The organism is Cupriavidus sp. KK10, from assembly GCF_018223725.1.
Lineage (GTDB): Bacteria > Pseudomonadota > Gammaproteobacteria > Burkholderiales > Burkholderiaceae > Cupriavidus > Cupriavidus necator.
This window is the reverse complement of record NZ_CP073677.1, coordinates 6167282-6181214: the sequence shown is the minus strand read 5'-3', so window position 1 is coordinate 6181214 and position 13933 is coordinate 6167282. Positions and strand designations below refer to the sequence as shown.

13 protein-coding genes are annotated in these 13933 nt (G+C 68.0%); 9 read left to right on the top strand and 4 right to left on the bottom strand.

The annotated features are described in order from the left end of the window. Positions 1–23 precede the first annotated feature (23 nt). Entirely contained in the window at positions 24–686 is a 663-nt protein-coding gene (locus tag KB879_RS28760) for a TetR/AcrR family transcriptional regulator (RefSeq protein WP_013958089.1), read from the top strand. A 189-nt stretch (positions 687–875) separates the two neighbouring features. Further along, complete coding sequence (locus KB879_RS28755) at positions 876–2558, top strand: long-chain fatty acid--CoA ligase (RefSeq protein ID WP_211980329.1); 1683 nt, start codon at positions 876–878, stop codon at positions 2556–2558. Between the two features lie 72 nt (positions 2559–2630). On the opposite strand, the gene KB879_RS28750 is transcribed toward KB879_RS28755, so the two are convergent. The 4 genes from KB879_RS28750 to KB879_RS28735 all read right to left on the bottom strand — a co-directional run bounded on the left by KB879_RS28750 (position 2631) and on the right by KB879_RS28735 (position 6033). After that, positions 2631–3077, bottom strand: coding sequence for a hypothetical protein (locus tag KB879_RS28750; protein ID WP_211980328.1), 447 nt, complete (start codon positions 3075–3077; stop codon positions 2631–2633). Next, on the bottom strand, positions 3074–3577 hold the full coding sequence (locus KB879_RS28745; protein ID WP_013958086.1) for a MarR family winged helix-turn-helix transcriptional regulator: 504 nt from the start codon (positions 3575–3577) through the stop codon (positions 3074–3076). The genes KB879_RS28750 and KB879_RS28745 overlap by 4 nt, the downstream gene beginning before the upstream one ends. A 130-nt stretch (positions 3578–3707) precedes the next feature. Then, the gene (locus tag KB879_RS28740) at positions 3708–4709 is read right to left on the bottom strand and encodes a tripartite tricarboxylate transporter substrate binding protein (RefSeq protein WP_211980327.1); all 1002 of its coding nucleotides are present in this window, start codon (positions 4707–4709) and stop codon (positions 3708–3710) included. Positions 4710–4893: 184 nt separating this feature from the next. Beyond that, positions 4894–6033: a porin gene (locus KB879_RS28735; RefSeq protein ID WP_211980326.1), complete on the bottom strand. Its 1140-nt coding sequence runs from the start codon at positions 6031–6033 to the stop codon at positions 4894–4896. A 336-nt stretch (positions 6034–6369) separates the two neighbouring features. Here KB879_RS28735 and coq7 point away from each other — a divergent pair, with 336 nt between their 5' ends. The 7 genes from coq7 to murF all read left to right on the top strand — a co-directional run bounded on the left by coq7 (position 6370) and on the right by murF (position 13922). Further along, positions 6370–6993 (top strand): 2-polyprenyl-3-methyl-6-methoxy-1,4-benzoquinone monooxygenase, encoded by a 624-nt coding sequence (coq7, locus tag KB879_RS28730; RefSeq protein ID WP_211980325.1) that lies wholly within the window; start codon positions 6370–6372, stop codon positions 6991–6993. 419 nt (positions 6994–7412) lie between these two features. Continuing rightward, complete coding sequence (mraZ, locus tag KB879_RS28725; RefSeq protein WP_013958082.1) at positions 7413–7841, top strand: division/cell wall cluster transcriptional repressor MraZ; 429 nt, start codon at positions 7413–7415, stop codon at positions 7839–7841. Positions 7842–7848: 7 nt separating this feature from the next. Next, positions 7849–8850, top strand: a complete 1002-nt coding sequence (rsmH, locus tag KB879_RS28720; protein ID WP_211980324.1) for a 16S rRNA (cytosine(1402)-N(4))-methyltransferase RsmH — start codon at positions 7849–7851, stop codon at positions 8848–8850. Beyond that, the gene (gene ftsL, locus KB879_RS28715; protein ID WP_013958080.1) at positions 8847–9164 is read left to right on the top strand and encodes a cell division protein FtsL; all 318 of its coding nucleotides are present in this window, start codon (positions 8847–8849) and stop codon (positions 9162–9164) included. Before rsmH ends, ftsL begins: the two co-directional genes overlap by 4 nt. Then, positions 9161–10966: a penicillin-binding protein 2 gene (locus KB879_RS28710; protein WP_013958079.1), complete on the top strand. Its 1806-nt coding sequence runs from the start codon at positions 9161–9163 to the stop codon at positions 10964–10966. The genes ftsL and KB879_RS28710 overlap by 4 nt, the downstream gene beginning before the upstream one ends. Then, positions 10963–12525 carry a UDP-N-acetylmuramoyl-L-alanyl-D-glutamate--2,6-diaminopimelate ligase gene (locus tag KB879_RS28705; protein WP_153954211.1) on the top strand — a complete coding sequence of 521 codons (1563 nt, stop codon included), beginning with the start codon at positions 10963–10965 and terminating at the stop codon, positions 12523–12525. Before KB879_RS28710 ends, KB879_RS28705 begins: the two co-directional genes overlap by 4 nt. Then, positions 12522–13922, top strand: coding sequence for a UDP-N-acetylmuramoyl-tripeptide--D-alanyl-D-alanine ligase (gene murF / locus KB879_RS28700; RefSeq protein WP_153954171.1), 1401 nt, complete (start codon positions 12522–12524; stop codon positions 13920–13922). Before KB879_RS28705 ends, murF begins: the two co-directional genes overlap by 4 nt. Positions 13923–13933: the final 11 nt, after the last annotated feature.

Sequence of the window (13933 nt, the reverse complement as noted above, 5' to 3'; positions counted from 1 at the left end):
TCCCGCCGTGCGAGAATTGCATCATGTCGATTGCACCCAGATCCGCACCGCTGAACCCGCCGTTGAGCGCACCGCCAGAGCCGCAGCCGGCCCGCCCGCATATCGCCGAGCGCCAGGAGGCCCGCCGCCGCCAGATCCTCGATACCGCCGCGCAGCTCTTCTACAGCAAGGGCTATCCCGGCATGACCATGAACGACCTGTGCCGCGCGCTGGGCGTGACCAAGCCGGCGGTCTACTACTACTTTACTGACAAGTACGAGATCTTCGACATCCTGTGCCGCGAGTCGGCCCAGACCTGCCTGCCCGTGATCCGCGAGACCGCGGACCCGGCGCTGCCGGTGCGCGAGCGCCTGCAGGCCTGCCTGCTCGAGATGGCGCGGCGCTGCGTTGCCTGCCATGTGCCGGCCACGCTGAGCTTTCGCGACAACCAGTACCTGCGCCCCGACACCGTGGCGTGGCTCGACAGCATGGCGCGGGACTTCTATCGCGACCTCTATGCGCTGCTGGAAGAGGGCAGGCGCGATGGCGTGTTCGCCTTCGGCGACGCGCGCGTGACGGCGCATGCGATCGGCAGCGTGGTGGGCTTCCTGTACACCTGGCATGAACCCGGGCGCATGGACCCGGAGACACTGGCGCAGGAGCTTGCCGCCAGCATGATGAAGCTGGCGCTGCCCAGCGGCGGGTGAGTGCGGATTTGCCTCACTAGGGGTTATCCCGCTACTTGCGCCCGATCGGTGGCGCATAATGCCCGTCAGGGGCACCAAGGGCTGTCCGGTGACCCCGAGGACTTCGTCTAAGTTGTTGTTTTAACCGGGGCGCACGTTTAGCATCTCGGCAAAATCGAACGACCATTCAGAAATTCAGGAGACGGTGCTATGGAAAGAATTTGGCTGAAACACTACCCGGCCGGCGTTCCCGCCGAGATCGATGCCAGCCAGTTCCGCTCGCTTGCCGCGCTGCTCGAGGCGTCTTTCCGCACCTATGCCGACCGCAAGGCCTTCATCTGCATGGACAAGGCCATCACCTACGGCGAACTGGACCAGCTCTCGGCCCACTTTGCCGCGTGGCTGCAGTCGCGCGGGCTGCGCCCCGGCGCACGCGTGGCGATCATGATGCCGAACGTGCTGCAGTACCCGGTGGTGCTGGCGGCGGTGCTGCGCGCGGGTTTCGTGGTGGTCAACGTCAACCCGCTCTACACCCCGCGCGAACTCGAGCACCAGCTCAAGGACAGCGGCGCCGAGGCCATCGTGATCCTGGAGAACTTTGCCTCGACGCTGCAGCAGGTGCTGGCCAAGACCCCGGTCAAGCATGTGGTGGTGGCCAGCATGGGTGACATGCTCGGCGGCCTGAAGGGCGCGATCGTCAATTTCGTGGTGCGCAACGTCAAGAAGATGGTGCCGGCGTGGGAGCTGCCCAACTGCGTGCGCTTCAACAGCGTGCTGGCCGAAGGGCGCAAGCTGACGCTGCAGCCGGCCACCACGGGGCCGGAGGACGTTGCCTTCCTGCAATACACGGGCGGCACCACCGGTGTATCCAAGGGCGCGGTGCTGCTGCACCGTAACGTGGTGGCCAACGTGCTGCAGTCCGAGGCGTGGATGCAGCCGGCGCTGGACAAGGGCGCCCATATCGACCAGCCCATCACCATCACCGCGCTGCCGCTGTACCACATCTTCGCGCTGACGGTCTGCTGCCTGCTGGGCATGCGCAGCGGCGGCACCAGCGTGCTGATCCCGAATCCGCGCGACATCCCGGGCTTCATCAAGGAACTGCAGAAGTACAGGTTCAACATGTTCCCAGCGGTCAACACGCTGTACAACGCGCTGCTCAACAACCCGGAAATCAGCAAGGTCGATTTCTCCGGCCTGCGCGTGGCCAACGGCGGCGGCATGGCGGTGCAGGAGGCGGTGGCCAAGCAGTGGCTGGCCAAGACCGGCTGCCCGATCATCGAAGGCTACGGCCTGTCCGAGACCTCGCCCTCGGCCACCTGCAACCCGACCGACACCAACGTGTTCTCCGGCACCATCGGCATGCCGCTACCCTCGACCGAAGTGGTGATCCGCGACGACGACGGCAAGGACGTGCCGCTCGGCCAGCCGGGCGAGATCTGCATCCGCGGCCCGCAGGTGATGGCCGGCTACTGGAACCGCCCGGACGAGACCGCCAAGGTCATGACCCCGGACGGCTTCTTCAAGACCGGCGACATCGGCGTGATGGACGAGCGCGGCTACACCAAGATCGTCGACCGCAAGAAGGACATGATCCTGGTGTCGGGCTTCAACGTGTATCCGAACGAGGTCGAAGGCGTGGTCGCCGAGTGCCCGGGCGTGCTGGAAGTGGCGGCCGTGGGCGTGCCCGACACGCACTCGGGCGAGGTGGTCAAGCTGTTCGTGGTGAAGAAGGATCCGGGGCTGACCGAGGCCGATGTGATTGAGTTCTGCAAGGAACGCCTGACCGGCTACAAGCGGCCCAAGTACGTCGAGTTCCGCACCGAGCTGCCCAAGACCAACGTCGGCAAGATCCTGCGCCGCGAACTGCGCGACAGCCGCAAGGCCGCCTGAGCGGCAGCCGCTGCAAACGACAACGGCCTCCCGAGTGGAGGCCGTTGTGCTTTCAGGCCGCGTTGCGGCGGCTCAGCACTCGTTCGATGGCGCCAGGCGGGCTTCCTGGCTGCCGTCGGGGTAGATCACCCGCACGCACGCGCCAGGCTCCAGCCCCGGCGCCGCCGGCGCGTTGGCCGATACGATCGCGCCGTCCATGGTTCGCACCTTGTACTGGAACAGGTCCACCTGCTGCACCGGTGCGGGCTTGCTGAACAGCCGGCTCAGGTCGAAGGCAAAGCCCACGCCCACCCCGCCACCCCCGCCGCCACCCGCGGCGCCCACGCCGACGCTGGTGCCGCCGCCGTAGTACGGGGGCACCTGGGCCACGTCCAGGCGGGTCAGGAACGTCTTCTCGGTGACGCGGCCAAGCTTGATGGTGGCGTTCACCGGCGTGACCTGCGGCGGCGGCGGCGTGCTGCTGCAGGCGGCCAGCGCCGGCAGCAGGCCGCACAGGACAAGGTAGAGCAGGGTCTTCATGGCGAGATCAGGCCGGTCTTGAGCCGGCCAAGCAGTCGGAACAGGGCGCGCCGGTCGGTCTCGGCCAGGCCGGAGAACAGTTGCTCGATCCAGTCCTCATGCGCGCGCGCCATGCGCGAGAACGCGGCGCGCCCGGCCGGGGTCAGGCGGATCAGGTAGGCACGGCGGTCAGTGGGCAGGGCCTCGCGCGAGACCAGGCCTTCCTGCTGCAGCTGGTCGGTGATGCCGGTGACGTTGCCACCTGTCACCATCATGCGGCGCGACAGCTCGCCCATCTTCAGGCCTTCAGGGTGGCGGTCGAGCTGTGCCATCAGGTCGAAGCGCGGCAGGGTGCAGGCAAAATCCTGGCGCAGCCGCGAACGGATATCGCCCTCGATCAGGGTGGTGCAGGTCAACAGCCGCAACCACAGCCGCAGGGCTTCGTGCTCGGTCTGGTCGGCGCGGGTTTCAAGGTCGACCGGCGCGCTTTCGGCGCCGGCGGCAGGGGACGGGTTTGGCATCTTCAGTGCATCGGTGCGCAGGGGTGCGGCCGCAGCCGCCAGGGGCCGCCCACGGGGCGGGCAGCCGACATTTGATGCCTCAAGTATATGCGCGATACGGGCCGCCGCCCTGCCGGCGATCAAATCGGCGTCAATCCACCTTGGCGCCGGAATCCTTGACCACCTTGGCCCACTTGGCGGTTTCGGCGCGGATGAACGCGGCGAACTGCTCCGGGGTGTTGCCGACAGGCTCGGCGCCCTGCGCCTGCAGGCGTTCGCGCACGGCCGGGGCATTCAGCGCCTTGGTCACTTCCTGCTGGATGCGGTGGATGACATCCGGCGGCGTGCCGGCCGGCGCCAGCATGCCGAACCAGGAGCTGGCTTCATACTGCGGCAGGCCCGCGGCCTGGGCTATGGTCGGCACGCCCGGCAGCGCCGGCGACGGCCTGGCGCTGGTCACCGCCAGCGCCTTGAGCTTGCCGCTCTTGATCAGCGCCATCGACGAAGGCAGGTTGTCGAACATCACCTGCACGGTGCCCCCGGCCAGGTCTGTCAGCGCCGGCCCGCTGCCCTTGTACGGGAAGTGGACCATGAAGGTCCGGGTCTGCGTCTTGAACAGCTCCCCGGCCAGGTGGATCGAGGTGCCGTTGCCGCTGGAGGCCATGTTGATCTTGCCGGGGTTGGCGCGCGCGTAGGCGATCAGGTCCTTGACGCTGTCGATCTTGTTTTGCTGCGCAAACGCCGGATTCAGCACCAGCACGTTGGGCACGGCCGCCACCTCGGTGATCGGAGCGAAGTCCTTGATCGGGTCGAACGGCAGCTTGCCGTACAGCGACTGGTTGATGCCATGGGTGCCCACGGTGCCCATCAGCAGCGTGTAGCCATCCGGCGCGGCCTTGGCGACGAGGTCCGCGCCGATATTGCCGCCGGCGCCGGGCTTGTTGTCGACCACCACGTTCCAGCCCGGCAGCCTGGCCAGCTCCGCGGCCACGGCGCGGGCCAGGATGTCGGTGGTGCCGCCGGCGGCAAAGGGCACCACCAGCCGGATCGGCTTGGCCGGGTACGGGTCGGCGGCCAGCACCGACTGGCTGGCGAGCGCGGCAAGGCTGGCGGACAGCAGCAGCGCGACGGCGCGCCGGCGATTGGGTTGCATGCGTGAGTCTCCTGGTGTTGTCCGCTCGTGAGGTCGGTGGGGCGGCTACGGTAAGTGCATTCTAGTCCGCTGCCGGGGTGGCGCCGATGAGGTGATGCCCTATGGGAGTGGGGGGCGCGCCAATGAAAAAAGGCACCCGGAGGTGCCTTTGCAGACCGGCCTTGCGACCGGGATCGACAGGCGATCAGAACTTGTGGCGGATGCCCAGGGCGACGCCGACCATGTTGTCCTTGCCGGCACCCAGGAAGTAGCCGTTGGCGAAGCTGATGGCCGAGGTGTCGAAGTTCAGGCCGGCGTTCTTCGAATAGGCGGTGGTCAGGTAGAGGTCGGTGCGCTTGGACAGGTTGTAGTCGGCGATGAACGAAATCTGCCAGGGGTTCTTGATATTGTTGGTGGCGCCGGTGGCGGCCAGGTTCAGGTTCTTGACGTCGTCGTAGTAGTAAGCCAGCGTCAGGCCCAGCGCCGTCGTGACCTGGTAGTTGGCACCGACCCAGTAGTAGTTGTCCTTCAGGATCGTATTGTCATTCGGTGCCTTGTTCATGCCCCAGCGATAGCCGGCCATCAGCTTGGCCGGGCCGAAGGCATAGCTGGCGGCAACCGCGGCCTTCTTGAAGTCACCGGTGCCACCGGCGGCGTTCAGGGTCGGGTTGTACTGGTCATAGGCGGCGGTAATGCCGAACGGGCCGGCGGCCCACGCCAGGCCGGCACCGTAGCCGGTGTCGCGGCGGAACTGGCCGGGGACTTCGCCGCCGCCGGCAACGCCGTTACCGAACGACCAGTGCGCGACCGCGGTCACCGGGCCGAACTTGCCGGTGTACTTGGCAGTGTTGTCCGAGCGGAAGTTCAGGCCCAGTTGAGCGACCACCGGCTCGTACTGGGTGGCATAGCCGGCCGGCGAAAAGTTGGCCATCATGTCAAACAGCGAGGTGTACTGGCGACCGAAGGTCACGCGGCCGACCTGGTCGCTTTCCAGGCCGACGTAGGCTTGACGACCGAACAGGCGGCCACCTTGCTGCGATTTCCCGTCATCCAGCCCAAAACCGCTTTCAAGCACAAAGAGCGCCTTCAGGCCGCTGCCCAGGTCCTCGACGCCACGCAGGCCCCAGCGCGAGCCGGACAGGCCGCCGGAGGACATCCGGAACAGGTTGTGCGCTGCGCCCGGGAACGGGTTGGTGGGGCTGGCGTTGGTCGGGTTCGTCGTCGACATATTGCTGACGTATTCGAGGTTCGCATCGGCCACGCCGTACAGGGTCACGCTCGATTGGGCCTGCGCCGCCCCAGCAAATGCGCCAAGCGCTGCCAGCGCCAGAAGCGATTTCTTCATGCTCGTTGATCTCCACTGTAAGAATTATTGGTGACGGCCCGGGCGAACCTCCTGTTGGTCTCCATCCCCCGTGCGTCAAACTTCCTTGGAAGTTGCGAAGTACTGTAACAAACAACCCTTAATTCACTAGTCAGGCCAATCCCCCTTGTCTTCTTTTAACAACTCAGGGTTTCTGAGTAGCCAGGCGCATCAATGCAAGGCGGGATGCGGGTTGGCGCCGATTAGAGGCAAGCTACAATGCGGGTAATCCCGATGGCCCCTGCGCGTGCCGCGCCGCGGCCGCGCACCCCATGATGGCAGGGGCTGCCGGGAACGAAGACCAACTGCCTCTGCGACATGGACACCCTGATCAAAGAATTCGACGTGGCATTGCGCGCCATTGCCGGCGCCACGCGCACCGCGCGCACCAACCCGGCTGACCGGCTGGCACCGGACACCGAACAGATGAGCGCCGATGAACGCCGCCACGTGGCCGGGCTGATGCGCGTCAACCATGTCGGCGAGGTCTGCGCGCAGGCCCTGTACCAGGCCCAGAAGCTCACCGCCCGCAACGGCGCGGTGCGCGCGCAGATGGATGCCGCCGCGCGCGAAGAGGAAGACCACCTGGCCTGGTGCGCCGAGCGCCTGCGCGAACTGGGCTCGCGCCCGAGCCTGCTCAACCCGCTGTGGTACGCCGGCGCCTTCGCCATCGGCTGGGTGGCCGGCCGCGCCGGCGATCGTGTCAGCCTGGGCTTCGTCGCCGAGACCGAGCGCCAGGTCGAGCACCACTTGGGCGGGCACCTGGACCGCCTGCCCGAGGCCGACGGCCGCTCGCGCGCCATCCTCGAGCAGATGCGCGACGACGAGATCCGCCACGGCGATGCCGCGCGCGATGCCGGCGGGATCCCGTTGCCCGCCCCGGTGCGGGCACTGATGCGCGGCGCCTCGCGCGTGATGACCACCGCCGCCTACCGGATCTGAGCCGGCCCCTGCTTGCCCCTCGCTGGCCCTGGTTCCGGCGGGGCTGGCGGGCAATTGTTGTATCCTTTCTTCGGGCGACGGGGCAGGTCTTTCCCGTGCCGCCGGCAGTTCCTCCGCAAGTGGTTCTCAGGTGGTTTCTCGGCTTTCCTCCCTAAGATCTTCATTTCATTAAGGATTCACTTTTTCGGTGCGTGAAGTGTGCGCGCTAAGTCATTGTTCTGATTCAAAAAAACTCGTTTGCTGCCCTGCAACCAGCCTTGACCCGCCATATCGCTTCCTCTAAAGTGGGAAATAGTGTGAGGAAGTGTATTTTTGTGTGAAATTGGGCCCCGGCCGTGGGATGATGTCGCCATAGTCGGAACAGAAGGGATTCACGCGCATGCTGGCCGACAACCGGCCGGCATGGACCGGGAGCAAGCTTGTTTCAGGGAGCATCGGCACTCTCGCTGGATGCCAAGGGTCGGATGTCCATTCCGTCCCGGCACCGCGAGGCGCTGCAACAGCAGGCCGAAGGCCGGGTGACGCTGACCAAGCACCCGGATGGCTGCCTGTTGCTGTTTCCCCGGCCCGAGTGGGAAACCTTCCGCACGCGCATTGCAGCGCTGCCGATGGATGCGCACTGGTGGAAGCGCATCTTCCTGGGCAACGCCGCCGACGTGGAAATGGACGGCGCGGGCCGGGTGCTGATCGCCCCGGAACTGCGCAGTGCCGCCTTGCTCGACAAGGAAGTCATGCTGCTCGGCATGGGCAGCCATTTCGAAGTGTGGGATGCCGCGACCTACGCCGCCAAGGAACAGCAGGCGATGGCGCAGGGCATGCCCGAAGCATTGAAGAATTTCTCTTTCTGACGAGGTCATGAGTCCTACCGGAACGCCGGCAACCCCCGCCCTGCGCCATCGCACCGTGCTGCTGGACGAGGCCGTCGACGCCTTGGTCTGGCGGCCCGACGGGGTCTACGTCGACGGCACCTTCGGCAGGGGAGGGCACAGCCGGGCGGTGCTGGCCCGGCTGGGGCCAGACGGGGCCCTGGTTGCGTTCGACAAGGACCCAGCAGCAATCGCAGAAGCGGGCACCATCAAGGATGCCCGCTTCTCCATTGAGCACGCGAGCTTTGCGGCCATGGCCGAGCGCCTGTCGGGGCGCGGCCACGTCGCTGGCGTGCTGCTCGACCTGGGGATCAGCTCGCCCCAGATCGACGAGGCGGCGAGGGGGTTTTCCTTTCGTTTCGAGGGCCCGCTGGACATGCGCATGGACACCACGCGCGGCATCACTGCCGCGCAGTGGCTGGCGCAGGCGGATGAGCAGGACATTGCCAGGGTGATACGAGACTATGGGGAAGAACGGTTTGCTGTACAGATTGCAAAGGCGATTGTTGCTCGCCGGAGCGAACCCGGCGATGGCGGACCCATCGCCACTACTGCCGACCTTGCCGCGCTCGTGGCGAAAGCCGTCAAGACACGCGAGAAGGGTCAGGACCCTGCGACCCGCACCTTTCAGGCTCTACGGATTCACGTCAATCAAGAGCTTGAGGACCTCGAAAGAGGGCTGAAGGCGGCGTATGAACTGCTGCAGGTCGGAGGGCGCCTGGTGGTGATCAGCTTCCACTCGCTGGAGGACCGCATCGTCAAGCGGTTCATGGCGGCGCACGCCCGTCCCCAGCAGGATGCCGACCCGGCGCTGCGCCGTGCGCCGCTGCGCGCGGCCGACCTGCCGCAACCGACGCTGCGCCTGCTCGGCCGCTACAAGCCGGGCACTGAGGAGGTGGCCGCCAACCCGCGCGCGCGCTCGGCCGTGATGCGCGTGGCCGAGAAGCTGGCCCCTGCCGCGACTCCTGCGGGCGGAGGCGCACGCGTATGAACCGCCTGACCTTCTTCCTGCTCGCCGCGCTGATCCTGTGCGCGCTGTCGCTGGTGAGCGCGCAGCACCAGGCGCGCACGCTGTTCGTCGCACTGGAGCGGGCCCAGGCTGAAGAGAAGCAGCTCGATATCGACTGGTCGCGCCTGCAGTACCAGCAGAGCGCGCTGGGCAAGAGCGCGCGCATCGCCGACACGGCGCGCGCGCAGCTGAAGATGGCGCCGGTCAACCCCGGCAAGACCCAGTACCTGTCCGGCATCGTGCTGCCGGCGCCCGCCGAGGCGGCGCCGGCCAGTGCCGCGGAGGCGCGCCGATGAGCATGGCCCGTCCCAACCCGCCCCGCCGTGACCGCAACGGCACCGCGTCGCGCCCGCGCAGCGGCCAGTTCTCGGCCAGCCCGGTGCTGGGCCTGCGCCTGCCGATGTGGCGCTCCAAGCTGGTGGTGTTCATGATGTTCGCGGCCTTCGGCGCGCTGGCCGTGCGCGCGGCCTGGATCCAGGGCCCCGGCAACCAGTTCTATGAGGCCGAGGGCAAGAAGCGCTTCCAGCGCACGCTGGAGCTGCCGGCCACGCGCGGCAAGATCCTGGACCGCAACGGCCTGGTGCTGGCCACCAGCCTGCCGGTCAAGGCCATCTGGGCGGTGCCCGAGGACGTGCCCAACCAGGTCGATGCCGCCAAGATCCGCCAGCTGGCCAAGTTGCTCGGCATGTCCGAGAAAGACCTGGGCAAGAAGCTGTCCGAGGACAAGGGCTTCGTCTACCTGAAGCGCCAGGTGCTGCCTGACGTCGCCGACAAGATCGCCGCGCTGAAGATCGAAGGCATCCACCAGACCCGCGAATACAAGCGCTTCTACCCGGAAGGCGAGGCGATGGCCCACATCGTCGGCTTCACCAACGTGGAAGACCGCGGCCAGGAAGGCGTGGAGCTGGCGCGCGAACCCGGCCTGGCCGGCCGTGCCGGCGCGCGCCAGGTGATCAAGGACCGCCTGGGCCGCGTGGTCGAGGACGTCGGCGTGCTGAAGACCCCGCGTGACGGCGAGGACATCCAGCTGTCGATCGACGCCAAGATCCAGTACCTGGCCTATAACGAACTCAAGGCCGTGGTCGAAAAGCACAAGGCCAAGGCCGCCAGCGCGGTGGTGCTCGACGCCCAGACCGGCGAAGTGCTGGCGCTGGCCAACTGGCCCACCTACAACCCCAACGACCGTACCCGGCTGTCCGGCGAGCAGCTGCGCAACCGCGTGCTGACCGATACCTTCGAGCCGGGCTCGATGATGAAGCCGATCACGGTCGGCCTGGCGCTGCAGCTCAAGCGCGTGACGCCGTCCACGGTGATCACCACCACCGGCAAGTACAACTTCGAAGGCGCCACCATCAGCGATACCCACAACTATGGGGCGCTGACGGTGAGCGGCGTGATCCAGAAGTCGAGCAACATCGGCACGACCAAGATCGCGATGATGATGAAGCCGCAGGAAATGTGGGACATGTTCACCAGCGTCGGCCTTGGCCAGGCGCCCAAGATCGGCTTCCCCGGCGCCGTGGCCGGCCGCGTGCGCCCGTTCAAGAGCTGGCGCCCGATCGAGCAGGCCACCATGTCTTACGGCTACGGCCTGTCGGTGTCGCTGTTCCAGATGGCGCATGCCTACACCATCTTCGCGCATGACGGCGAGCTGATCCCGGTGTCGATGTTCCGCACCAACGGTCCTGTCGCCGGCGAACGCATCCTGTCGCCCCAGGTGGCGCGCGATGTGCGCGCCATGCTGGAAACCGTGACCGCGCCCGGCGGCACCGCCCCCGAGGCGCAGGTGATGGGCTACCGCGTCGGCGGCAAGACCGGCACCGCCTACAAGCATGAAGGCCGCGGCTACAACCGCAGCAAGTACCGCGCCTCGTTCATCGGCCTGGCGCCGATGTCGAATCCGCGCATCATCGTGGCCGTCAGCGTGGACGAGCCCACGGCCGGCAGCCACTACGGCGGCCTGGTGGCCGGCCCGGCGTTCGCGGCCATCACTGGCGGCACGCTGCGCGCACTGAATGTGCAGCCCGACTCGCCGATCCGCCAGCTGGTGGTCAGCGACAAGGTGCAGGAGAGCGAACCGTGGAGCTCGACCCAATGACGGCCAAGCCACTGCTCCCGCTCGAGGTCACCGCCCAGGCCAGCAACGCGCTGGCCTGGCTGCGTACCAACGTGGCCGCCGCCGCGCAGCTGACCGGCGATACCCGGCGCCTGGCGCGCGGCGATGTGTTCTTCGCCTACGTGCTCGGCAACGAGCGCCTGGCCACCGACGGCCGGCCCTATATCGCCCAGGCGATCGCCGCCGGCGCGGGGGCCATCGTCTATGAGGCCGACGGCTTCGACTGGCCCTTCGGCGACGTCGTGCCACACCTCGCGGTGAGCCGCCTGCACCAGCTGGCCGGCCCGATCGCCGCCGGCTGGCATGGCAACCCGGTGCGCGGCCTGGCCGTGACCGGCATTACCGGCACCAACGGCAAGACATCGTGCAGCCAGTGGCTGGCACGGGTGCTGCAGGCCGCCGGCACGCCTTGCGCGACCATCGGCACACTGGGCACCGGCTTCCCGGGCGCGCTGCAGGCCACCGGCTTCACCACGCCCGACGCGGTGCAGCTGCAGGCCAGCCTGGCGTCCCTGCACGACGCCGGCGCGCGCGCCGTGGCGATGGAGGTGTCCTCGCACGGCCTGGAGCAGGAGCGCGTGGCCGGCACGCATTTCTCGGTGGCGGTGCTGACCAACCTGACCCAGGACCACCTCGACTACCACGGCTCGATGGCTGAGTACGAGGCCGCCAAGGAGAGCCTGTTCCGCTGGGACGGCCTGCGCACTGCTGTGATCAACCGCGACGACGCCATGGGCCAGCGCCTGCTTGCGGCGGACGCCGCCGCCATCGGTGCGCCGCACGTGATCGAATACGGCATCGACGGCCCCGACGCGGCCACGGTGCGCCGCCCGCGCGGCGAGTGGCTGCGCGCCACCAACGTGCGCGCCACGCCCACCGGCACCGCCTTCCATATCGACGGCAGCTTCGGCAGCGCCGAGATGGCCACGCCGATGATCGGCGCCTTCAACGTCAGCAACCTGCTGGCGGTGCTGGGTGCGGCACTCGCCAACGGCGTGGCGTGGGACGCGGCCATCGCCGCGCTGCGCGCGCTGACGCCGGTGGAAGGGCGCATGGAGTTGTTCGGTGCCGCCGGCGGCCCGGATGCGCCACTGGCCGTGGTCGACTACGCCCATACCCCGGACGCGCTGGCGCAGACGCTGGCCGCGCTGCGCCCGGTGGCGCAGGCGCGCAACGGCCGCCTGTGGTGCGTGTTCGGGTGCGGCGGCGACCGCGACCCGATCAAGCGCCCGCTAATGGGCGCAGTGGCCGAGCGCGAGGCCGACGAGGTCATCCTGACCAGCGACAACCCGCGCAGCGAAGACCCGCAGGACATCCTGGACGCCATTGCCGACGGCATGGCCGAGCGCGCGCGCGCTCGCCAGATCGAAGACCGCGCCGCCGCCATCCTCTATGCCGTCAAGCACGCGGCACCGGCCGACGTGGTGCTGGTGGCGGGCAAGGGCCATGAGGCCACCCAGGAGATCCAGGGCCGCAAGCGCCCGTTCTCCGATCGCGAACACGTACGACTGGCGCTTGCCACCCGTGGAGTATCGGCATGAGCCAGACCCCAATGACCACCTTGCAGCAAGCCGCCGGCTGGATCGCCGGCGCGCGCGTTTGCGGCGACGGCGCCGTGAAGTTTTCGCGCGTGCATACCGACAGCCGCAGCGTCGAGCCGGGCGACCTGTTCGTCGCCCTCAAGGGTGAGCGCTTCGACGCGCATGACTTCATCGCCGACGTGGTGGCACGCGGCGCTGCCGCCGTGCTGGTCAGCCGCGAAGTCGATGCCGGCGTGCCGGCCATCGTCGCGCCGGACACGCGCCTCGCGCTGGGCGAGCTGGGCGCCGGCTGGCGCCGCCAGTTCACGCTGCCGGCGGTGGCGGTGACCGGCAGCAACGGCAAGACCACGGTCAAGGAAATGATCGCGGCCATCTTTGCCGCGGCGGTGGGCGAGGACCAGCGCCTGGCCACCGGCGGCAACCTGAACAACGATATCGGCCTGCCGCTGACGGTGCTGCGCCTGCGCGCCACGCACAAGCTGGCGGTGCTGGAGCTCGGCATGAACCACCCGGGCGAGACGGTCTACCTGGCCGGCATCGCCCAGCCCACCGTGGCGGTGATCACTAACGCGCAGCGCGAGCACCAGGAGTTCATGGTGAACGTGGAAGCCGTCGCCCACGAGCACGCTGCCGCGATCGCGGCGCTGCCGGCCCACGGCGTGGCGGTGTACCCGCTCGACGCGGAAAGCGGCGGCGCCCACGCGCCGGTGTGGCGCGAAGCCGCGGGCGCGCGCCGCGCGCTGTCGTTCGGCACCTCGCAGCGCGCCGATGTGCACGCCACCGTGACGCTGGTCGACGGCGCACAGGTGATGCAGGTACGCGCGCCCGGCCATGGCTTCGACGTGCGCCTGGCGCTGCTGGGTGAGCACAACGTGCGCAACGCGCTGGCCGCCATCGCCTGCGCGCTGGCCGCGGGAGTGCACGTGCCGGCGATCCAGTCGGGCCTAGCCGGCTTTCATGCGGTCAAGGGCCGGCTGCAGGTCAAGTACACGCCGGGTGGGACGGTCGTCATCGACGACACATACAACGCCAACCCCGACTCCATGCGCGCCGCCATCGACGTGCTGGCCGGCTTTGCCGCGCCGCGCATCCTAGTGCTGGGCGACATGGGCGAAGTGGGCGACCAGGGCCCGGCGTTCCACGAAGAGATCGGCGCCTACGCCAAGGCGCGCGGCGTTGGCACGCTGTGGGCGACCGGCGAACTGGCCGTGCATGCGGTGCAGGCATTCGGCGCGGGCGGCCGGCATTTCGGCAGCGCGCAAGCACTGGCAAAGGCACTGGAGGAAGACAGCAGGGGCATGGTGGCGCAAGCGGGCGCCGTGCTGGTGAAGGGATCGCGCTTCATGCGCATGGAACGGATGGTCGCGGCGCTGGTCGCAGACTCTTCCGCACACTAAATAAGACAACA